This window comes from Kitasatospora sp. NPDC034533, from assembly GCF_055575155.1.
In genome coordinates this window covers 70364-92234 of sequence record NZ_JBVITE010000021.1, presented here as the reverse complement: position 1 = coordinate 92234, position 21871 = coordinate 70364, and the positions used below count along the sequence as shown (strand labels likewise).

General features: G+C 74.7%; 16 protein-coding genes. 6 read left to right on the top strand and 10 right to left on the bottom strand.

Annotation, left to right across the window (positions count from 1 at the left end; all coding sequences use genetic code 11):
* Positions 1–501 precede the first annotated feature (501 nt).
* From ACZ55U_RS17635 to ACZ55U_RS17620, 4 genes are all read right to left on the bottom strand, one after another.
* Entirely contained in the window at positions 502–1101 is a 600-nt protein-coding gene (locus ACZ55U_RS17635) for a TetR/AcrR family transcriptional regulator (RefSeq protein ID WP_465527032.1), read from the bottom strand.
* 88 nt (positions 1102–1189) lie between these two features.
* On the bottom strand, positions 1190–2263 hold the full coding sequence (locus tag ACZ55U_RS17630) for an agmatine deiminase family protein (protein ID WP_465527031.1): 1074 nt from the start codon (positions 2261–2263) through the stop codon (positions 1190–1192).
* 18 nt (positions 2264–2281) lie between these two features.
* On the bottom strand, positions 2282–3997 hold the full coding sequence (locus tag ACZ55U_RS17625) for an urease subunit alpha (RefSeq protein ID WP_465527030.1): 1716 nt from the start codon (positions 3995–3997) through the stop codon (positions 2282–2284).
* Positions 3994–4704 (bottom strand): urease subunit gamma, encoded by a 711-nt coding sequence (locus tag ACZ55U_RS17620; protein WP_465527029.1) that lies wholly within the window; start codon positions 4702–4704, stop codon positions 3994–3996. The genes ACZ55U_RS17625 and ACZ55U_RS17620 overlap by 4 nt, the downstream gene beginning before the upstream one ends.
* A gap of 535 nt (positions 4705–5239) precedes the next feature.
* On the opposite strand from ACZ55U_RS17620, the gene ACZ55U_RS17615 reads away from it, so the two are divergent.
* Positions 5240–5752 carry an ATP-binding protein gene (locus tag ACZ55U_RS17615; protein ID WP_465527028.1) on the top strand — a complete coding sequence of 171 codons (513 nt, stop codon included), beginning with the start codon at positions 5240–5242 and terminating at the stop codon, positions 5750–5752.
* Between the two features lie 690 nt (positions 5753–6442).
* Positions 6443–8710, top strand: coding sequence for an ATP-binding SpoIIE family protein phosphatase (locus ACZ55U_RS17610; protein WP_465527027.1), 2268 nt, complete (start codon positions 6443–6445; stop codon positions 8708–8710).
* A 430-nt stretch (positions 8711–9140) separates the two neighbouring features.
* Here the strand turns inward: ACZ55U_RS17610 and ACZ55U_RS17605 are convergent, their stop codons facing one another.
* The 4 genes from ACZ55U_RS17605 to ACZ55U_RS17590 all read right to left on the bottom strand — a co-directional run bounded on the left by ACZ55U_RS17605 (position 9141) and on the right by ACZ55U_RS17590 (position 12996).
* Positions 9141–10037, bottom strand: coding sequence for a (2Fe-2S)-binding protein (locus ACZ55U_RS17605; RefSeq protein WP_465527026.1), 897 nt, complete (start codon positions 10035–10037; stop codon positions 9141–9143).
* Positions 10038–10200: 163 nt separating this feature from the next.
* Positions 10201–11043, bottom strand: a complete 843-nt coding sequence (locus tag ACZ55U_RS17600) for a hypothetical protein (protein WP_465527025.1) — start codon at positions 11041–11043, stop codon at positions 10201–10203.
* A 227-nt stretch (positions 11044–11270) separates the two neighbouring features.
* A complete protein-coding gene (locus ACZ55U_RS17595; protein ID WP_465527024.1) occupies positions 11271–12119 on the bottom strand; it encodes a hypothetical protein in 849 nt (282 codons plus the stop codon).
* A gap of 100 nt (positions 12120–12219) precedes the next feature.
* Positions 12220–12996 (bottom strand): nucleotidyltransferase family protein, encoded by a 777-nt coding sequence (locus tag ACZ55U_RS17590; RefSeq protein ID WP_465527023.1) that lies wholly within the window; start codon positions 12994–12996, stop codon positions 12220–12222.
* A 197-nt stretch (positions 12997–13193) separates the two neighbouring features.
* Here ACZ55U_RS17590 and ACZ55U_RS17585 point away from each other — a divergent pair, with 197 nt between their 5' ends.
* Positions 13194–13949 carry an HNH endonuclease family protein gene (locus ACZ55U_RS17585; RefSeq protein WP_465527049.1) on the top strand — a complete coding sequence of 252 codons (756 nt, stop codon included), beginning with the start codon at positions 13194–13196 and terminating at the stop codon, positions 13947–13949.
* A gap of 87 nt (positions 13950–14036) precedes the next feature.
* The gene (locus ACZ55U_RS17580) at positions 14037–15635 is read left to right on the top strand and encodes an alpha/beta hydrolase (RefSeq protein ID WP_465527022.1); all 1599 of its coding nucleotides are present in this window, start codon (positions 14037–14039) and stop codon (positions 15633–15635) included.
* A 64-nt stretch (positions 15636–15699) separates the two neighbouring features.
* Here the strand turns inward: ACZ55U_RS17580 and ACZ55U_RS17575 are convergent, their stop codons facing one another.
* Together ACZ55U_RS17575 and ACZ55U_RS17570 are read right to left on the bottom strand one after the other, a co-directional pair.
* Positions 15700–18153 (bottom strand): glycosyltransferase family 39 protein, encoded by a 2454-nt coding sequence (locus ACZ55U_RS17575; RefSeq protein ID WP_465527021.1) that lies wholly within the window; start codon positions 18151–18153, stop codon positions 15700–15702.
* Between the two features lie 73 nt (positions 18154–18226).
* Positions 18227–19348, bottom strand: coding sequence for an alpha/beta hydrolase (locus ACZ55U_RS17570; protein WP_465527020.1), 1122 nt, complete (start codon positions 19346–19348; stop codon positions 18227–18229).
* Positions 19349–19634: 286 nt separating this feature from the next.
* On the opposite strand from ACZ55U_RS17570, the gene ACZ55U_RS17565 reads away from it, so the two are divergent.
* Complete coding sequence (locus tag ACZ55U_RS17565; RefSeq protein WP_465527019.1) at positions 19635–21185, top strand: putative Ig domain-containing protein; 1551 nt, start codon at positions 19635–19637, stop codon at positions 21183–21185.
* 211 nt (positions 21186–21396) lie between these two features.
* A complete protein-coding gene (locus tag ACZ55U_RS17560; RefSeq protein WP_465527018.1) occupies positions 21397–21864 on the top strand; it encodes a WXG100 family type VII secretion target in 468 nt (155 codons plus the stop codon).
* Positions 21865–21871 lie beyond the last annotated feature (7 nt).

Genomic DNA, 21871 nt, shown 5'->3' with positions numbered 1-21871 from the left:
CTGCCCGGCCTGCCGCGCGAGAAGTCGGCCGGGCCGACTTCTCGCGCAGGCGCGATTGTGCGTGGGTGGCGGTTCGCGGGGGCTGGTCGGGGCGCGCTGCTGCGTGGAAAGTCGGTCTGGCCGACTTCTGGTGCGCGTGGGAGAGTCCGGCCCTGTGGCCTGCCGCCTGGTCGGCTTGGTGCTTTGCACCGCCTCGCAGTGTCCCGCTCCGTCTGCCAGGTGGGAAGTCGGCCCGGTCGACTTCTGGCGCAGGTGGGTTCGTGTGTGGGCGTCGGTTCCCGGGGCTGGTTGGGGCGTGCCCTACGCAGGAAGTCGGGCCGGCCGACTTCTCGTGCGCGGGTCTGGTCTCCATGCCACCGCCTCGCGTCTGCCGCGTGGGAAGTCGGCCGGGCCGACTTTTGGTGCAGGTGGGTTCGTGTGTGGGGGCGGTTCGCGGGGGCTGGTCGGGGTGTGCTGCTGCGCAGGAAGTCGGGCCGGCCGACTTCTCGTGCGCGGGATGGCTCAGGTGCGCAGGAGGATGGTCGTGACGGCGGTGGCCTGGGTGAGGGCGGCGGGGCGGTGGGCGTCGGGGAGGCCGATGGCGATGGGGACGGAGAGGCCGTCGAGCAGGGCGCGGATCTGCACCGCGCGGTCGGCGGCGGGGCCCGGGGTGAAGTGGCCCCCGGCGGTGCCCTCCTCGATGAGGGCGACCAGGTCGGCCTGCCAGGGTGCCTCGATCTCCTGCTGGCCCCGGCGGATCTCGGCGCTCGCGGGGGAGCGGCCCCACACCTCGACCCAGAGGATCCAGCGCGGGTCCCCCGCCCCGTCCGGCAGGTAGAGGCGCAGGTAGGAGTCGAGCCGCTGCCAGGGGTCGAGGGCGCGGTCGGCGAGGGCCTCGCGGCGGCGGGTGCCGAGCTGCTCCTCGCTCCAGCGGAGGGTCTCCAGCAGCAACTGGTCCTTGCTGCCGAAGTAGTAGAGCAGGTGCCCGGCGCTCATCTGGAGCTGCTTGCCGAGCCCGGCCATGGTGAGCTTGGCGAGCCCGTGTTCGGCGATCGCGGCCCGGGCGGTGGCGAAGACCTCCTCGCGGGGGCGCGCGGGCCGGCGCGGGCGGGGGTCGGCCATCTGCGGTTCTCCTCGGTGGGGCGGCGCTCGGAAGGCTACCCGGGCGGGCGCGCGGGGCGCCCGCCCGGGTGGGGCCGGTTGCCGGCGGTCAGAGCGCCTTGGGCTGCTGCTGGGTGATGCAGTGGATGCCGCCCCCGTTGGCGAAGATCTCGCGGGCGTCGACGAGTTCGACGGTGCGGCCCGGGTAGGCCTTGGCGAGGATGTCGGCGGCCTCCTGGTCGCGCGGGTCGTCGAAGGCGCAGAGGACGACCGCGCCGTTGGCCACGTAGTGGTTGATGTAGGAGTAGTCGACCGGCTCGCCGTCCTCGTCCGACAGGACGGTGGGGGCGGGCAGTTCGATGACCTCCAGCGGCCGGCCCTGGGCGTCGGTCGAGGCGCGCAGGACGGCGACGAGGTCGCGGCAGACCTCGTGGTCCGGGTGCGCCGGGTCGGGCTGGACGTGGGCGACCACGACGCCGGGGCGGACGAAGGCGGCGACGATGTCGATGTGCCCGCGGGTGCCGAACTCGTCGTAGTCGCGGGTGAGTCCGCGCGGCAGCCAGATCGCCTTGGTGGTGCCGAGGAAGGCGTGCAGCTCGGCCTCGACCTGCTCCTTGGACCAGTCGGCGTTGCGGCCCTCGCCGAGCTGGACGGTCTCGGTGACCAGCACCGTGCCCTCGCCGTCGACGTGGATGCCGCCGCCCTCGTTGATCAGCCGGGAGGCGAAGCGCTGGACCTCCGTCAGTTCGGCGATGTGCTCCGCGATGTGCTGGTCCTTGTCCCAGCGGGCCCAGGACTGCGCGCCCCAGCCGTTGAAGATCCAGTCGGCGGCGGCCAGCGAGCCCTTGCCGTCGATCAGGAAGGACGGGCCGATGTCGCGCATCCACGCGTCGTTCAGCGGCCGCTCGACGATCTCGACCTTCTCGGAGACGTAGCGGCGGGCGTCGGCCGTCTCACCGGTGTTGACGATCAGCGTCACCGGCTCGTACCGGACGATGGTGTCGGCGACGGCGGCCCAGGCCCGGCGGGCGGCGTCCAGCTGCTCGGGGCCGTCGAAGGTGGGGTTGGGGGTGGGGAAGGCCATCCAGGTGCGGTCGTGCGGGTGCCACTCGGCGGGCATCCGGTAGCCCAGGGAGGCGGGGGTGGCGGCGGTGCCCGGGGAGGCGGGGCTGGCGGTGGTCATGGTGGAGTCCTATGCGGGTCAGAGGAAGTAGAGGCGGCTGAGCGAGACGCTGTCGGCCGGTTCGGAGCGCAGCGGCGAGCCGTCCAGGGAGACCAGTCCGGTCTCGGTGACCTCGACGTGGCCGACGCGGGCGTTGCGCACCATGTCGCGCGGCCCGATCCCCCGGGTGCCCCGCACGCCGACCCGGCGGCGGCGGGTGGGCAGTCCGTCGGCGGGCCGGTCGAGGTAGGCGCCGTCGGCGGCGGCCTGGGCGACGAAGGCCACCGAGATGTCGGCGGCGGTCGCGCCGTGGGCGCCGAACTGCGGCCCCAGCACGAGGGGTTCGCAGCGGTCGGTGGAGGCGTTCGGGTCGCCGACCACGCCGTACGCGGGGAACCCGGACTTGAGGACCAGCTGCGGCTTGGCCCCGAAGTGGTCCGGGCGCCACAGCACGATGTCGGCGAGCTTGCCGACCTCGATCGAGCCGACCTCGTGCGCGAGGCCGTGCGCGATGGCCGGGTTGATGGTGAGCTTGGCGATGTAGCGCAGCACCCGCTCGTTGTCGTCGCCGCTCTCGGTGGTGCCGAAGCCCCCGTCGAGCGGGCCGAGTTCGGCCTTCATCTTCCCGGCCATGGCGAAGGTGCGGCGCACCGTCTCGCCGGCCCGGCCCATGCCCTGGGCGTCGGAGGAGGTGATGCCGATGACCCCGAGGTCGTGCAGCACGTCCTCGGCGCCCATCGTGCCGGCCCGGATGCGGTCGCGGGCCATGGCGGCGTCGCCGGGCAGGTCGGTCTTGAGGTCGTGCGCGGAGACGATCATGTCGAAGTGCTCGCCGAGCGCGTCCCGGCCGAACGGCAGCGTCGGGTTGGTCGAGGACCCGATGACGTTGGGCACGCCCGCCATCTTCAGGACGTTCGGGACGTGCCCGCCGCCGCAGCCCTCGATGTGGAAGGCGTGGATGGTCCGGCCTTCGAGGACCTTCAGGGTGTCCTCGACCGACAGGCACTCGTTCAGGCCGTCGGTGTGCAGGGCGACCTGGACGTCGTACTCCTCGGCGACCCGCAGCGCGGTGTCCAGCGCGCGGGTGTGCGCGCCCATGTCCTCGTGCACCTTGAAGCCGGACGCGCCGCCCTCGGCCAGTGCCTCGATCAGCGGGGCCTCGTCGGAGGACGAACCGCGGCCCAGGAAGCCGATGTTGACGGGCCAGGCGTCGAAGGCGTTGAAGGCGTGGCGCAGCGCCCAGGGCGAGTTCACGCCGACGCCCCAGACCGGGCCGAACTCCTGGCCGATGATCGTGGTGACGCCAGAGGCCAGCGAGGCCTCCATGATCCGGGGCGAGAGCAGGTGGACGTGGGTGTCGATGGCGCCGGCGGTGGCGATCAGGCCCTCGCCGGAGACGATCGTGGTGCCGGTGCCGACGACCACGTCCACGCCGTCCAGGGTGTCCGGGTTGCCGGCCCGCCCGATCGAGGCGATCCGGCCGCCGATCAGGCCGATCGAGGTCTTGCGGATGCCCAGGACCGCGTCGATCACCAGCACGTTGCTGATCACCACGTCGCAGGTGTCCCGGACGGCGGCGGGCTTGAGGTGCAGACCGTCGCGGGCGGTCTTGCCGAAGCCGGCCAGGAACTCGTCGCCGGGCGCCTGGGAGTCGGACTCCACGCGGACGATCAGTCCGCTGTCGCCGAGCCGGACGCGGTCCCCGGCGCGCGGGCCGTGCACGGAGATGTAGTCGTGCGGGGTGATGGCGCTCACGAGGGCACCTCCGAGTCGTCGAAGCGGGTCAGGTAGCCGGTCGCGCGGGCCTTCGCGAGGGCGGCCTCCTTCGCACCGGGCGCGTCCAGGGGGCCGTCCACGAGCCCCGCGAAGCCGATCGCGACCCGCTCGCCGCCGATCGGCACCAGGCCGACCTCGACGGTGGTGCCCGGGTCGAAGCGCACCGAGGAGCCGGCCGGGACGGCCAGGTGGGTGCCGTAGGCGGCGGCCCGGTCGAAGGCCAGGCGCGGGTTGGCCTCGAAGAAGTGGAAGTGCGAGGTGACCGAGATCGGTACGCCGGAGGTGTTGTGGACGGGGATCAGCAGCGTCTCCTCGACCGGGTCGTACCCGGCGCCGTCGCCGATCAGCGCGCCGCCGGGGGCCTCGTCACCGAGCGAGCCGGCGCCCTTGAACGGGTCGTTGACGACGGCGAGGCGGGTGCCGTCGTCGAAGACGGCCTCGACCTGGACGACGGTGACCACGTCGGGCACGCCCGGCAGCACGTCGTCGGCGGTCAGCACGGAGCGGCCGGCCTCGATGGCCTCGGCCAGGCGCCGGCCGTCGCGGGCGGCCTCGCAGACGGTGTCCGCGATCAGGGCGGTGGCCTCGGGGATGTTGAGGCGCACGCCCCGGGCGCGGCGGGCGCGGGCCAGTTCGGCTGCTGTGAAGATCAGCAGCCGGTCCCGCTCGGTGGGGGTCAGTCGCACGGTTCCTCGCTCGCGGTCGCCGGGGGAGGGGGCCGGGGCCTCGCGGGCTACCCGGGTCGATGTTAGAACGGCGTTCAAACATCTCGGGCCATTGAACCCGCAGCGGGCCGCCCTGTCCAGCGTTGCCGCTGTGCGCGGGTTCGGCCCGCCGGGCGGGGGCGGGGGTGAGCGGGGGAGTGAGGGAGTGGGTGAGGAGGGGAGTTCCTGACCCCCGCCCCCGTCTCGGCCCTCGGCGCGCGGCGGGGCGGGCCAGGGGGCGCGCGGCCGGGCGCACGGTCCGTACGGGCGCCGGGTGTGCGCGGGATCGGGGGTCGGCGCCCCCGAACACGGCCTCTGCGCTTCGCAAACCTGTCCGGCGCGGGCAGTTGGATCACGCGGACCGCCCCGTGCCCCTTTCACCCCACGTGATCGGACGCACACTGTTGCAAACGCCGTCAACTGGGCATGAGGATGAGTGGTCAGAACCAGGGGGGCCACCCGACCGGCGGGGGATCCGGACGCGGGGGCCCGGATTTCAGGGCGGGGGCATGGGTTGATGGACGGTCAGTCGCGATTCCCGCGGCAGCGGACGAGTTCCGGCGACGCCTACCGGTCCGGGCCGGTCCAGGGGCCGGCCAGTACGGGCACCGCCCTGCCGGGCGCGCCGGCCGCGGGGTGTGCCCTGCACCGGCGCCTGCACCTCACGCTCGACCCGGCGGACGTGGTCGCGGTGGGCGCGGTCCGGCGGCGGCTGCGCTCGGCGCTGAGCCACTGGGGGGTGCCGGAGCTGTCCGACACGGCCGAGCTGCTCTCCTCCGAGCTGGTCACCAACGCGCTGCTGCACACCGGCAAGGGCGCGGTGTTCGACGCGGTGCTCGGCTCGGACCACCGGCTGCGCATCGAGGTGCAGGACGGCAGCAGCAGACTGCCCGGTCGCCGGCGCGGCCCGGAGGTCGAATACGCGACGTCGGGGCGCGGCCTGCTGCTGGTCGAGGCGCTCGCGGACTCCTGGGGCGTGCAGCTGCGCGGCGACGGCAAGGTCACCTGGTTCGAGCTCGCCACGCCCTGAGCCCGCGCCGTGAGCGCCGCGCCGTGAGTACGGCGCCGTGAGTGCCACGCCGGAGCCCTGCGCGGTGAGTGCCACGCCGTGAGCGCCACGCCCTGACGCGCGCCCTGAGCCCCGTTCGGCCCGCGCGTCCCGTTCCCGTGGGCTCCGTCCCCAGCCGGTTCCCGTCCCCGCCCGCCGGGCCCGGCCACCGGCCGCGCTCACCGCCGTTCGAAGGGCCGTACGATGGTTCGGCGCCGATTGATTCGCTGTCGAAGCAAGCCCTGAACAGAAGGCGGAACGGAAGATTTCCGGCCCGTTGGCATTGCCGCTCGGCCGAACATTGGCCAGGATGGTGGGAATGTGTGTCCACGTGCGGGAAGCAGCGGGGAGATCGGACCTCGACTGGTCACCGTCCGGCGCACCGTCCTATCCAGCACGACCCATCACACCGCCACGCGGCCCGGCCGGACGGTCGGCGCGGTCCGCCACGGCAGCGGCAGGAGCAGCATGCCCACTGATCCCGAGTCGTCGGGGCCGGCGCTTCCGCCCGGCGCGGCGCCCGCCGTCGAGCCGCGCACGGCGCAGCCGCGACCCCTGCGGCCTCGAACCGTGGAGCCCGGGACGGTGGAAGTGAGAGCCGTCGGGCCAGGGACCGTGGAAGTGAGAGCCGTCGGGCCCGGAGACACGGAGCCGGGAGCGGTGGAGCCGCGCGTGGCCGAACAGCCGGGCGCCGTGGAACGGCGCACCTCCGGCCAGCCCGTGGCCGGCCCCACCACCGCCGGGACCGGCCGGGCCCGCCCGCCCGCCCAGCCGTCGCGCCGCAGCGCCGCGGCCCGGCCGTCCCCCAGCCTCGCCGCCGCCCGGCTGGCACCGGTGCTCTCCGGCGGACTGCCGCCCGACACCGCGGACACCATGCCGGACTGGCTGGAGCCCGCGATGGCCGCCAACGGCATCGGCTCCTTCGACTGGGACATCCGCCGCGACGTCCTGGAGGGCGACCAGCGGGCCTGCGCCATCGTCGGACTGGACGCGCTGGAGCGCGGCCGCTTCGACCGCACCGCCGCCTCCTTCCTGGCCCTGCTGCACCCCGAGGACGCGCCCGTGGTGCGCCGCCGGGTCGAGCGGGCGGTGGCCGAGCTGGGCCAGTGCGGCGCCTACTACCGCACGGTCGGGGCGAACGGCATGCGCGCGGTGCGCTTCCGCGGCCGGGTGCTCGCCGACGCCTTCGGCCGGGCCTCCCGGATGGTCGGCTTCGTCTGGGACGCCACCGTCGAACTGCACAAGCGCGACCACGCGGATCGGATGGCCCTGCTGCGCGAGGAGCGCTCCCGGTTCATCAAGGAGGCGGCGCGCGCCCTCTCCGAGGCCGTCACCGTGCGTGACGTGGCCCGGGTGTTCACCGAGCTGCCGCTGCCCGGGCTGCCGCCGGACGGCCTGGTACTCGCCTCCTTCGAGGCCGGCCGCACCCAGATCCTCGGTGCCTCCGGCTACCGCTCCGAGACGCTGGCGGTCTGGGACCGCGCTGTGCTGCCGCCCGGCCACCCGGCCGCCGAGGCGCTGCGCCAGCGCGCGCCGGTCTTCGTCTCGAACCGCGAGGAGCTGCGCGACGGCTACCCCGAGGCGTGGGAGGCGACCAGCCGCGGCGGCCGGGCCTCCTGGGCGTACCTGCCGCTGGTGGCCAGCGGCCGGGCGATCGGCGTCTGCGTGGTCAGCTTCGACGACGAGCGCGAGCTGGACACGGACGAGCGCACCCTGCTGTCCACCCTGGGCGGGCTGGTCGCCCAGTCGCTGGCCCGGGCCCGGCTGCACGACGCCGAGCACGAGCTGGCGGCCGGACTCCAGCGGGTGATGCTGCCGCGCACCGTCCCGTCCGTCCCCGGCGTGACCACCGCCGTGCGCTACCTCGCGGCCGGCTCCGGCCTCCAGATCGGCGGCGACTGGTACGACGTGGTGCCGCTGCCCGGCGGGCACGTCGGCCTGGTGATCGGCGACGTCCAGGGCCACGACGTGCACGCCGCCGGGATCATGGGCCAGCTGCGGATCGCGCTGCGCGCCTACGCGGCCGAGGGCCACCCGCCCGCCGCCGTGATGGCCCGCGCCTCCCGCTTCCTCGCCGACCTGGACACCGACCACTTCGCGACCTGCACCTATGCCGAGGTCAACGTGGACTACGGCGTGGTCTACGCCGTCCGGGCCGGCCACCTCGACCCGGTGGTGCGCCGCGCGGACGGCACCGCCGCCGTGGTGCCGGTGGCCGGCGGGCTGCCGCTGGGCATCGACCCGGACCAGGAGTACCGGGTCACCCGGTTCAGCCTGGACCCGGGCGAGACGGTGCTGCTCTGTACCGACGGCCTGGTCGAGGCGCGCGGCATGGACCTGGACGAGGGCATCGCCCGGCTCACCCGGGCGCTGGCCCGTGAGCTGCCGGACGCCGCCCAGGCCGCCCGCGACCCGCTGGAGGAACTGGCCGACCGGATCGCCTCCCAGGCCGCCGACTCCAACGAGCGCGAGGACGACATAGCGTTGCTGCTCCTGCGCTGGGACGGCCCGGCCGGCGGCCTGGCCGCCCAGCAGCTGCGCCGCCGGATCGGCCAGGCCGACCTGGCGCGGGTCGCCGAGGTCCGGGCCGAGCTGCGCGACGCGCTGCGCCGCTGGGGCGTGGCCGAGTTCATCGACACCGCCGAGCTGCTCTCCTCCGAGCTGGTCACCAACGCCATCCGGCACACCGACCGGGACGCCATGTTCACCGCCCGGCTCTACCGGGAGCCGGACGCGGACGGTGGCCGGACCCGGCTGCGGGTCGAGGTGGAGGACGAGTCGGACCTCTGGCCGACCCGTCGGACACCGGGGGAGCAGGCCTCGTCCGGGCGCGGGCTGATGCTGGTGGAGGCGCTCGCGGACTCCTGGGGCGTGGAGCCGCGCGGTTCGGGCAAGCGGATGTGGTTCGAGCTCAGCGGCCCGGGGACGGCGGCGGCCTGACCGCCCCTCCGGTTCCGGCCCCGGGTCGTCGCGGTGGGAGAGCCCGGGGACTGCCCTGGGCTCGTCGTCCGTCGCGCCGGCGGAGGGGTGTGGGGGTCGGGGGGCGTGCGAGGCGCGGGCGGCCCGTTGCGTATGTCGGCTGGTTCCGCTACGTAGGCGGGGCATCGGCTCGCCCTGGGTGTGTCCGTCGCGATGGCGGAGGGGCGTACGTCAGGGGCGTGTGAGGGGCGGCCCGTTGCGCATGTCGGCCGGTTCCGCTACGTAGGCGGGGCGTCAGCTCGCCCTGGGTGTGTCCGTCGCGACGGCGGAGGGGCGTACGTCAGGGGCGTGTGAGGGGCGGCCCGTTGCGCATGTCAGCCGGTTCTGCCGCGTAGGCAAGGCAGCAGCTCACCGCCGGGCGCGGTCCGCTGCGACGGCGGAGGGGCGTACGTCAGCGTCGCGCGAGGCGCGGGCAGCCGTGGCACATGTCGGCCGGTTCCGCCGTGTAGACGAGGCAGCAGCTGGCCCGGCACCGGTCCGGGGCGGGAGGGCCGTCGCCCGGGGCCGCCGGGGGCGCGAAGCCGGCGCCGGGAGTGAAGGGGGCCGGGCCAGGCCCGCCGTCCGCGCCGGGCGCCAGCAGCGCGGACAGTTCGGCGCGCGCCCGCTCACGCTCCCGCTCCCCGAGCAGCCCGCCCGCGAACCAGAGCCCCTCCACCACGGCGTCGGTGGCCATCGCCCACAGCACCCGGGGCCCGCGCCGCGCCTCCGGGCCGAAGGCGGTCAGCACCGGGGCCAGGAAGGCGCCCAGCGCGGACCGCAGTTCGGCGGCCAGCGCCGGTTCGTCCGGTGCCGTCCGGGCCTGGCCGGAGCCGGCCTCCGGGTCCTCCGGCAGGCAGGCGAACTCCGCCGCGCGGACGGTGAGTTCGACCCGGTCGGGGTGCCGTCGCAGCGAGACGTCCCCGAGGCCGAGCAGCGGGACGCGGCGCTCCAGGAACCACGGCAGCGTGAACAGCAGCGAGACCGGCCAGACGAAGCGGTGCAGCCCGAACCCGGCCGCGACGTCCGGGCGCAGCGGCTTCCCGTAGCGGGCGAGGCCCCGGCGGGCGTCGTGGGCGATCAGCTCCCGCACCGCCTCGGGGCGGGTGGCGAGGTCGGCGGCGGGCAGCCAGCCTCCGGTGTCGCGGGGCGGGGCGCAGCGCACCGCCAGGACCGGGGTGAGCGCGCAGAGCCGGCGGTAGGAGGGGGCGCCCGGGGTGGCGGGTGCGGCGGGAGCGGGGACGGCGCTGCGCGTCCCGGGGGTGCGGGGGGCGTGCGGCGCGGGGCCGGGCCGGGTGCTGCTCGCGGTCATGGGCGGCCCCATCGGGTCGAGCGGGGCGCCCATGGTCTCCGCCCGGCGGTGCCCGGTGGCGGTGGCGCGCCGGACGCGGCCGGACCGGGGCATGGCGGTGCCCGGGGAACGGCAAGACTGACCTGGCCGGGGCACTGCTCGACCCGGCCAGGTTAGCCTCACCTTAGCCGATCGTTCCTCCGGTCTCGCTCGCGATGCGCCCCTCCGGGGGAGGCCCCGGCGCGCGGGCCGCGCCCAACTGGCGCGCGAGCCAGACCGGCACCCCGCCCAGGGCGGCCACCAGCCGGCTCGCCTCGGCGCGCAGCCGCGCGGCCTCGGCCGGCTCGGACACCTCGGCGAGCGCCGCGAGCGCCGGGGCCACCCCCACCGTGAAGCCGAGTTGCTCGCGCAGCCGCAGCGAGGCGTCGAAGCCCTCCCGGGCGTTGCCGCGGTCCCCACGGGAGAGCGCCAGCGCGGCCAGGTGGCGCCAGGTGTACGAGCGCAGCAGTTCGTCCCCCCGCTCGCCGGCGCCGTCGTGGGCCCGGCGGTAGGCGATCCAGGCGGCGCTGCGGTCGCGCAGCAGGTTCTCGGCGACCAGCCCGCGCCGGAAGTCCAGCAGCGGGCGGCCCGGGGCGTCCGGCGGCAGCAGGGCCGAGGTGCGGCCGAGCGCGGCCTGCGCCTCGTCCAGCCGGTCCCGGGGGCCGAGCACGCTCGCCACGTACGCGAGGAAGCCGCGGGCGCAGGCGGCGGCCGCGCGCTGCTCGGTTCCGGCGGCCAGCGCCTCCGCCAGGCGCAGCGCCTGCTCCGCCTGGGTCCAGTGGGCGGCGGTGAACAGGCACTGCTCGATGAGGAGTTCGGCCCGTCCGAGGGCGGCCGTCGGGTCGTGTTCGGCGGTCGGTCGCAGCAGGTCGGCGGCCTCCTGCCAGCACCCCCGGGACCGTAGCCGCCACACGGTGTCACCCGGCTCCTCCGGTGCCGCCCGCCCCCGCCCGTCCGGGCCGCTCGGGTCCCATCCGTGCTCCGACAACGCCACCTCCTTGTGTGCGCCATCCGGCAAGGGCACGGACCCACCCCTGGGGCCCCGCCGCCACGACCCGTGCACATCGCGACGGCGGGGCGAAAGGCCCGCGCTGTGGCGGCAATTCAACACGGGGGTGAGCTTGTGCACCAGATCACGAGCGAAGGTTGTTGCTTTCGGAGGAGAAATGATCTAGAGGAGCGCCGGGGTGGGCCCCGGCGGGGCCGGCCGGTCGGTCAGGACGTCCAGCCGGTCTCCATCAGGGCCTCGGCGGCGCCGTTCGCGGGCTGTGGCACACCCGCCAGATCCAGGCTGAACAGGGCGACCAGCAGCTGTTCGCCGCGCACGGTGGCCTGGTGCGAATAACCCGCGAGGGTGAACATCGCGGCGGCCATCTCCTCGGCGTGCAGGGTCTGGAGCCAGAGGCACTCGACCGACTTCACGTCGGCGGGCTCGGTCCAGGTGTCCACCTGGGCGACCATCCGGCTGCCCAGCAGGGTGACGCCGTCGCGCTCCTGGGCCTCGGTCAGCTCCAGGTCGTCGAAGCCGAGCCACTCCAGGTAGCGGGCGGCGGTGAACACCGCGTCCTGCGAGGTGCGCACCGGGTGCGGGCGGAACGGCGCGCGGTGGCGGAACGGGCGGGCCCGGCCGGCCGGGGACGGTGCGGGCGGGGCCGGGGCGGGAGCGCTCGCCGGGTGGGCCGGGTACGGGCGGGCGGCCTGCGGGCCGGGGGCGGCGAGCGGGGCGGCGGTGCCGCTGCCCAGCCGGGTGGTGCGGTCCACCGGCAGCCGGACGGTGGCGCCGCAGTTGCAGGTGAACTCGGGCTGCGGCCACTGGTCGGAGCGGCCGCAGTGCGGACAGCGCATGCTCAGCCAGGAGTCCTCCCAGGAGCGGAAGCGCACCTGCACCGGCACCCCGCCGCGCAGCAGCGGCACCTTGAGCGAGGCGCCGCACGGGCAGGGGAGGGAGGGCGGCTCGTAGAGGTGCTCGCGGCGGCAGGCGGGGCAGCGGATCGCCCGGGCGCCACCGCCGGGCCCCGGCCGCGTGGGGTCGTGTCCGGTGAAGTCGTCGGGCAGTCCTGCCATCGCGGGCTCCGTCCGTCGGTGTCGGGTGCAGTCGGGCGATTTCCATGCTCCCCGAAATGTCCGGCGCCGGGCGCGGAATGGGGCAATCCTCAGGGTCGGATCAGGGAGCCCCGGTCCCTCGGGCGGGGGCGCGCTCCTCCCCCAGGGGGATGCCCGGCCGGGAGGGCCGGCCGGCGGACCAGCGCGCCAGGTCGGCGGGGGTGTCGAGGTCGTCCGGGACGGCGACGTCGGCGCACTCGACCAGGACGAGCTCCGCCGGGTGGGCCGCCAGCAGGGCGCGGGCGCCGGCGTCGCCCCGGGCGCGCGCCGCCGCCTCGGCGAAGTGCCGGGCGCCGATCAGCACCGGGTGCCCGCGCCGTCCGTGGTAGGCCGCCGCGGCCAGTTCGGCGCCCGCGCGGTGGGCGGCCAGCAGCCGGGACACCGCGGCCGGGGTGACGCCCGGGGTGTCCACCAGCAGCACCAGCACCGCCGGGGTGCGCGGCGCCAGCGCGGTCAGGCCGGCCCGCAGCGAGGTGCCCATGCCCTGTGCCCAGTCCGGGTTGTCGACCAGTCGGCAGCCCGGCAGGAAGGCGGTGGAGCGGACCCGCCCGCCCTCCGCGCCCAGCACCACCGTGACCTCCGGGCAGCCGCCGGCCCGGGCCACCGCCGCCGCGTGCTCCACCAGCAGCCGGTCGCCGTACCGGATCAGGGCCTTGGGCCGGCCGCCGAGGCGCCGCCCGCTCCCGGCGGCCAGGACCAGGGCGGCGACCGGTTCGGCGGCCGGGCCCGGTCCGGTGGCCGGTCCGGTGGTCGATTCGGCGCCCGGGTCGGATCGCGTGGCCGGTTCGGATCGCGTGGCCGGACCGGATCGGGCGGGTGGCGGGGCGGCGGTGTGCATGGGGCCAGCCTGCCCGCCCGGGCCCTCGGCGCGCACGAGGACGACCCGGCGGCTGAGCTGAGCCGGTGTGAGCTTCGACATGCCGAGGGGCAGCGCGTGGCGTCGGCTTGACCTTCTCTTGGGGTGGCTGATCTGCTGGTTCGCCGTCACCCCGCCCCTGACTCCGGGAGTTCTCCGTGCCCGCCCGCCGCACCACCATGTCCGCTGCCACCGTGTTCCTGATATGCGCGCTCGCGCTGGTCGGTTGGCTGATCGGCGGCCGCGACCACAAGTCGACCGACTCGAAGGCCGACGGCGGCACCGCCGCACCCGCCGGGGGGAAGGGCACCAGCCCGCTGCTGAACCCGGACGGCACCAAGCCCGGCCTGGCGCCGCTGACCACCCCCGAGGAGCAGAAGGCCGGCCGGGACATCATCGCCAAGGTCACCACCGCCGCCATCGGCCCCAAGGACGGCTACGACCGCAACGAGTTCGGCCCGGCCTGGACGGACAACGTCGAGGGCGTCCCGTTCGGCGGCAACAAGTGCGACACCCGCAACGACCTGCTCGCCCGGGACGGCACGGGCGTCGAGCACAAGGACGGCTCGGACTGCACGGTCACCGCGATGACCATCTGGGACCCGTACACCGGCAAGACCGTCCAGTGGACCAAGCAGCAGGCCACCAAGATACAGATCGACCACGTGATGCCGCTCTCCTACGACTGGCAGATGGGCGCCAGCAAGTGGGAGAAGCTCAAGCGCGTCCAGATCGCCAACGACCCGCTCAACCTGCTCCCCGCCGACGGTTCGCAGAACGCCTCCAAGGGCGACTCCGGCCCGGCGAACTGGCTGCCCGCCAACACCGAGATCCGCTGCTCCTACGCGGTGCGCTTCGCCCAGGTCTCGCTGAAGTACCAGCTGCCCGTGACCGAGGCCGACAAGAAGGTCATGCTCCAGCAGTGCGGCGGCTGACCGAACGCGGCTGACGAAACGTTAAATCGCCGTCGTGAGAGGCCGGGTGCGATGCGCCCGGGGGCGGCCGGATGGTATTCGTGGGCGGTGGCCCCGACGATCTCCCGCCTCCCCCGGTCGCCCCTCACCCGGTCGCCCCGGCTCATCCGCCTCCCCCGGTCGCCCCGACTCGTCCGGCGCCCCCGGTGGGCGCTGCCCGCCCTCGCGCTCGTGCTGCTCAGCGGCTGTACCGGGGGCGGAGGCGACCGGCCGCCGCTGGACGGCCGGACCGCCGCCGGCGTCGCCCCGGCCCTGCGCGCGTTCCACGAGCAGCGGATCGACTGGCGGCCCTGCCCCGACCAGGACGGCACCGTCCAGTGCGCCACCCTCAAGGTGCCGCTGGACTACGCCGACCCCGGCGGCCCCACCGTCGACGTCGCCCTCGCCCGGGTGCCCGCCGCCGACCGGCGGCGGCGCCTCGGCGCCCTGCTGCTCAACCCCGGCGGCCCCGGCAACTCCGGTACGGCGATGGTCCGGTGGGGCTGGCAGGGGTTCCAGGGGCCGCTGCACGACCGGTACGACCTGGTCGGCTTCGACCCGCGCGGCGCCGGCGACACCACCCCCGTCCACTGTCTGGACGACCGCACCCGCGACGAGTGGAACGCCACCGACGACCCCGGCTACGACCACGGCAAGGTCCTCGCCGAGGCCTGCCGCACCCGCCACGCCGACCTGCTGCCGCACCTCGGCACCCGCGACACCGCCCGCGACCTCGACGTGCTGCGCGGCGCCCTCGGCGAGGCCAAGCTGGACTTCCTCGGCTTCTCCTACGGCACCCACCTCGGCGCGCGCTACGCCGAGGAGTTCCCCGAACGCACCGGCCGCCTCGTCCTCGACGGCGCCGTCGACCACGGCTCCGACCCGGGGCGGTTCGGCGTCGAACAGGCCGCCGCCGCCGAGGCCGGCTTCCGGGCCTTCGCCACCGCCTGCGCCACCGAGGAGGGCGAGACCTGCCCGCTCGGCAGCGACCCGGCCGCCGCCCCGCGGCGCCTCGCCCGCTTCCTCGACGGCCTGCGCGAACACCCGCTGCGCGCCGCCGACGGTCGCACCCTCACCGCGGCGCTCGGCTGGGACGCCGCCCTGAACGTGCTCAGCGACGGCCGCCGCTCCTGGCCCCGGCTGCGCGAGGCCCTCGGACCGGCCGTCGGCGGGGGCGGGGCCGAAGGCCTGCTGGCCCTCGCCGACGAGGCCGACGGCCGCACCGAGGACGGCGGCTACCGGACCGCCGCCGACGCCTTCGCCGCGATCTCCTGCGTGGACGGCCCGCCGACGCCCCCGGAGCCGGAACTGCGCGCGGACCTCGCCGAACTCGCCGCCCGCGCCCCGCTGACCAGCGGACACGCCCCGATCGGCACCCTGCTCGACCCGGACTGCCGCTCCTGGCCGTTCCGTTCGCCCGAGCCCGCGCAGGTGATCCGGGCGCCGGGCAGCGCGCCGATCCTGGTGATCGGCTCCACCGACGACCCGGTCACCCCGTACGCCTGGGCGCGGCGGCTGGCCGCCGGGCTGGAGCACGGGGTGCTGCTCACCCGGGAGGGCGACGGGCACACCGCGTACGACAAGAGCGGCTGCGTCCGGGACGCGGTGGCCGGGTTCCTGGTGGACGGCCGGATGCCGGCGGCCGGGACGTCCTGCCCGTCCGACTGAGCGCGTCGAGGGAGCGTGCCGCGCGAACGCGGCACGCTCCCTGGGGAGTTGTGGCGACCAGGCGTCAGGAGGTGGGCGCCGTCAGGTCGTAGAACGTGGCCGAGCCGACCGTCCTCTCGGTGAAGTGGGACGCCACCCAGGACTCGATCTGGGTGGACTCGTTCTCCTGCCCGCCCTCGTCGCCGCCCGCGCCGCCGCCGAAGCCGCGGTGGGAGCCGCCGCCGACGAACCAGTGCACCTTGCCCTCCTGGACGTACTTCCGGAAGCCGTCCAGGGTCAGCGAGGGGTCGGTGCCGTTGAAGCCGCCGAGGGCCATCACCGGCTCGCCGGTGGCCAGTTGGTAGCCGGCGGCGTTCTGGGAGCCGACCGTGGCGGCCGCCCAGGTGTAGTGGCCGGCGTTCTCCTTGAGCAGGGCGGCCGCCTCGTCGCTCACCTTGGTGCCGCCGAGCAGGCCGCCCATGCTGCCGACCGGACCGCCCATGGCCTCGGGGACCTGGGCGCCGGGGAAGCCGCCGGTGCCGCCGTCGGTACCGCTGGCGCCGCCGGTGCCACCGGTGCCGCGCTGGTGGCGGCCGTTGCCCGAGCCGTCGCCGCCGAAGCCCTGGCCGTCGCCGGTGCCGAAGCCCTGCCCACCGCCCGCGAAGCCCTGCCCACCGCGGAAGCCCTGGGGACCGCCCTGGCCGCCTTGACCACCCTGAGAGCCGCCCTGGCCGCCCTGCCCGAACCAGCGCCCGCCGCCGTCGCCCCCGCCCGGGAACCCCTTGGCGCCCTGGCGTCCGCCGCCCGGCCCGAACCCGCCCTGCACCCCCGGCCCGGCGGTCACGATCGAGCCGGTGTGCGGGGTGTTCACGGTGTCCACCGCGTACGCCGCCGGGCCGCCGAGCGCCGCCGCCAGGCCCACCACACCCGCCACCGAGGCGAGCCGCGCGCCCGTGCGGCCGGAGACCCGGCCGACGAACGGCCCGGCGCCCAGCGCGAGCGCCGCCGCCAGCCCGCCGGCCAGCACCACCCAGCGCAGCCACGGCAGGAAGTCCGAGCTGCGGCCGAGCAGGACGAACGCCCAGACCGCCGTCACCGCGAGCGTCCCGGCCAGCACCGTCGCCCAGGGCACCCGGTGCCGGGCCCGCCACAGCCCGTCCACGCCCATGCCGACCAGCGCCGCGACCGCCGGGGCCAGCGCCACCGTGTAGTACTGGTGGAAGATCCCGGACATGAAGCTGAAGACCAGCGCGGTGGAGAGCAGCCAGCCGCCCCAGACCAGGAAGGCCGCGCGGGCGGTGTCGGTGCGGGCGTAGCGGCGGGTCGCCCAGAGGCCGACCACCAGCAGGATCAGCGCGGCCGGCAGCAGCCAGGCGATCTGCCCGCCGATGTCGGTGCCGAACATCCGGGTCAGCCCGGTCTGGCCCCAGCCTCGGCCGCCGCCACCGGGCATCGCGCCACCGGGCATCGCGCCGCCGCGCGCCGCGCCGCCCGGCAGGTCGAGCCCGGCCGGCATCCGGGCGCCGCCGCCCACGCTGCCGCGCTCGTCACCGTTCACCCGGCCGAGGCCGTTGTAGCCGAAGGTGAGTGAGAGGAAGCTGTTGTCCTGCGAGCCGCCGATGTACGGGCGGGCCGAGGCCGGCACCAACTCGACGACCGCCACCCACCAGCCGCCCGAGACGACCAGCGCCGCGCCGGCGAGCAGGGTCTGCCGCACCCGCCGCCAGAAGCCGGTGGGCGCCGCGACCAGGTAGACCACCGCGAAGGCGGGCAGGATCAGGAAGGCCGCCAGGGTCTTGGTGAGGAACGCCAGGCCGAACACCACTCCGGTGAACACCAGCCACCGGGTGCCCGCCGCCTCGATCGCCCGCACCAGCCCGTACGCGGCCAGCGTCAGCAGCAGCACCAGCAGCGCGTCCGGGTTGTTGAAGCGGAACATCAGCGCCGCGACCGGGGTGAGCGCCAGCGCGGCGCCCGCCAGCAGGGCGCCGAGCGGGGAGAAGCGGCGGCGCACCGTCGCGTACAGCACGCCGACGGTCGCCGCGCCCATCAGCGCCTGCGGGGCCAGCACCGACCAGGAGGAGAGGCCGAAGATCCGGGCCGAGAGCGCCATCGGCCACAGCGCGGCCGGGGGCTTGTCCACGGTGATGAAGCTCGCGGCGTCCGAGGAGCCGAAGAAGAAGGCCTTCCAGCTCCGGGAGCCGGCCTGGACGGCGGCCGAGTAGAAGGCGTTGGCCCAGCCGGAGGCGCTCAGGCCCCACAGGTAGAGGACGGCGGTCGCGGCCAGCAGCGCCAGCAGGGCCGGGCGCACCCAGCGCGGGTCGTCCGCGCGCCCGCGCCAGGCGCGGGCCGGGAGGGTGCGCAGCCGGCCGGACCAGGAGGCCGGGCCCTTGGGGCCGACGGGCGGCAGGGGCTGCTCGGGGAAGAGCGGCGCCGGATCCGGCCGGACCGGGGCCGGGCGCGGCACCTCCGGCGGCGGGTAGTTCGCGGCCTCGGGCCACGGTTCGCCGGCCGGAGGGGAGTAGCTGCTCGTGGTCATGCGCCATACGGTCGGCGGCGCCTGTGAGAGAACCGTGAGACGGGGCTGTGAGGGGGGTGTGATCTGCCGGGCGTCACGCCGACGGCGGCACGGCGAGGTGCCTGCCCAGCCACTCCAGGGCCGGGGGGATCTCCCGGGTCCAGGTGTGGAAGTTGTGGCCGGCGGTGTCCAGGGTGATGGAGGACATCGTGGTGGGGGCCTTGAAGGCGGCGATCATCGCCTTGGTCTCGTCGTAGTTGTTCTCGTCGTACGCGGTGGTCAGCAGCAGGTTGACCGGGGGCGCCGGCTGGTTCTTCAGCCGCCACAGCAGGTCGTTCTCCTGCTTCAGCTGGGCGCTGCCGCCGAACAGGTCGCCGGTGGTCGGGTCGTGGGCCGCGCTGTAGTAGCCGGAGAGGGCGACCGCCGAGCGGTAGGAGTCGGGCTTGCGCAGCGCGAACTTGAGCGCGCAGTAGCCGCCGGTGGAGTTGCCGATCACCGCCCGGTTGGCCGGGTCGGTGCCGATCCGGTAGGTGGTGGCGAGGGCCTTGGGCAGGTCGCTGGTGAAGAAGGTCTCCACCTGGGGGCCGTTCGGCACGTCCACGCACTCGGTGTCCCGGTCGCCGACCAGGGTGGGGCGGGTCATCACCAGGACGGTCGGCGGCAGCTTCTTCTGCTCGATCGCCTCCAGCGTGGACGCCGGGTACTGCATCAGCGAGATCAGCTTCTCCGGGGTGCCCGGGTAGCCGGTGAGCACCAGGGCCATCGGGAAGTGCTGCTTGGCGTGGTCCGGCTGGAAGTACTGCGGCGGCAGGTAGACGTACGCCTCGGTGCTCAGGCCGCTGCCCGCTCCTTTGATGTCGACCTTCTGGATCAGTCCGGAGCGCTCCGGGTCCGAGCCCTGGGCGGAGTAGAACTTCTGCTCGCCGGTGACGGCCACCCCGGAGGCGTTGGGCTGGTGGTCGACCACGGTGCCGAGTCCGCCGCTGGTGCCGAGCAGGTCGGTCCAGGAGCTGTAGAAGCCGAAGTAGCTGTTGGCGATCAGGCCCATCGCGGCCAGCACCGAGACCTGGGTGGCGAGGAAGGCGCCGATCCGGCCCAGCCAGGACTTCCACCCCTTGCCGCCGAACCTCGGCCACAGCCACATGGTGGCGGCGAAGACGGCGATCGCGAGGAGCGAGGTGATGATCTGGAGCGGGAGTCCGGTGAGGCTGAGCACGGGGCCGATCGTAGTTGACCTCCTGGGAGCTTCCTGAGTGCGGGCCCCGGTCAAGCGATCACGAGGTGGTCGCTTGACCGGGCCATTGCACGGTCGGCACGACGGCCCGTCGCGTGGCCGCCGCTCCGCGGCCGTAGCGCGGACCGGTCGATTCGCGCCACAAGGGCGCATCCGTGACGGCCAGTTCGGTCCGAACCGTTGACCCCTTGAAGTGACCATGGCACTTTCGTGCGGCGCGGACGTCGACGACCAGTCGTACACCCCGCGATCCCCCACAAGGAGAGCCATGTTCAAGAGACTTGTCGCGGTGGCCGGTACGAGTGCCGTCGTCGCGGGCGGGCTGGCCTTCGCCGCCGCCCCGGCGCACGCGGTCCGGGCGGCCGACCTGACCTCCACCATCGCCCTCAGCAACTGCTCCGCCTCGCTGGTCCGTTACCCCACCTCGGTGGCCGGCGACCGCGCGCTGATGCTCACCAACGGGCACTGCCTGCCGACCATGCCCTCGGCCGGCCAGGTCATCCAGAACGCCACCGCCAGCCGCAGCGGCACCCTGCTCGACGGCGCGGGCAACAGCCTGGGCACCGTCCAGGCCGACAAGGTGCTCTACGCGACGATGACCGGCACCGACGTCGCGCTCTACCAACTCACCGACACCTACGGGTCGATCACCTCCAAGTACGGCGCCACCGCGCTGACCATCAGCGACGCCCACCCGACCGACGGCGCGGCGATGTACATCCCCTCGTCGTACTGGAAGCAGGTCTGGAACTGCTCCGTCAACGGCTTCGTGCCCACGCTGCGCGAGGACCAGTGGACCTGGCACGACTCGCTGCGCTACAGCTCCGGCTGCAACACCACCCACGGCACCTCCGGTTCGCCGATCGTCGAGTCCGCCAGCGGGCGGATCATCGGCATCAACAACACCGGCAACGACGACGGCGCCATGTGCACCCTCAACAACCCGTGCGAGGTGGCCGCCGACGGCACCACCAAGGTCTACAAGGGCCAGAGCTACGGTGAGGAGACCTACTGGTTCACCACCTGCCTGAACCCCTCGACCCGGGCCATCGACCTCAACGTGTCCGGCTGCCTGCTCACCAAGCCGGCCGGCAGCGCCGTCTCGGTGTCCAACCCGGGCAACCAGTCCACCACGGTGGGCGGCGCGGTGAACCTCCAGATCAACGCCTCCGGCGGCACGGCCCCGCTGACCTACAGCGCGACCGGTCTGCCCGCCGGGCTGTCGATCAACTCCTCGACCGGCGTCATAGCCGGCACCGTCTCCACCGCGGGCAGCTCCACCGTGACCGTCACCGTCACGGACGCCGCCGGCAAGACCGCCTCCACCACCTTCACCTGGGCCGTCTCCACCGGCGGCGGCAGCTGCACCCCGGCGCAGCTGCTGGGCAACGCGGGCTTCGAGACCGGCAGCGCCGCCCCGTGGACGGCGTCCAGCGGCGTGGTGGACAGCAGCACCTCGCAGCCGGCCCACGGTGGTTCGTGGAAGGCGTGGCTGGACGGCTACGGCTCCTCGCGCACGGACTCGCTGTCCCAGACGGTGACCATTCCGGCGGGCTGCAAGGCGACGCTGAGCTTCTGGCTGCACGTCGACACCGCCGAGACGTCGACCACCACGGCGTACGACAAGCTGACGGTGGCGGTCAACGGCACCACGCTGAAGACGTACTCCAACCTGGACGCGGCGGCCGGCTACCAGCAGCGGACCTTCGACCTGTCGTCCTACGCGGGCCAGAGCGTCACCCTGAAGTTCACCGGCACCGAGGACGCCTCGCTCCAGACCAGCTTCGTGATCGACGACACCGCCATCCAGACCGGCTGAGCCCGCAGTGCCCCGAAGGCTCGACGGCAGTAGTCGTCGAGCCTTCTTCTTCGATCCTCAGAACTAGCTCAACTCCCGTGTGGTGCCCGGCCTGAGAGCTAAGCTTCCACGTGGCTTCGCTCGTTTGGGCGATTCATCGGCTCGATCCGGGCAGGGACTCCAACCCGGCTCGTCGAGATCGAGTGGCGCCGAACTCCTGGGAGGTAATCGGGTGGTCGACCTGGATTTCGAGCGGCGGGTGAATCCGTGGCTCTTCGACGCTTCCGGAAACCTGACGGAAGACGCGAAGAAGCGGTTTCCGGATCTCGTGGCAGCGGCCGCCGGCGCCCAGCCCCCGGGGTGGTCGCCGGAACCGGTGGTCGGGGCCGTCGGGGGAGGCGGCCCGATGGTGAAGGTCAGCCCGGAGGCCTTGCGGAAGGCGTCGACCAACGCGGACACCCTCCATGCCAAGTTCACCCAGGCGTGCCACGGGGCTTTCGGGGAACTCGTCGGTGCCACGGAGGACATGGAGCCGTGCTGGGCGATCAAGCGGGCCCTCTGGAACGCGCACTCCGTCTGGGCCGGCCAGGTAGGAGCGACCGGGCAGATGCTCGCGGGTGCCGCCACCGCGCTGTCCAGCAATGCCGAACAGTACGCGCGGGCCGAACAGGCGAACGCTTCCAACTTCAAACAGAGCTGAGACCCAT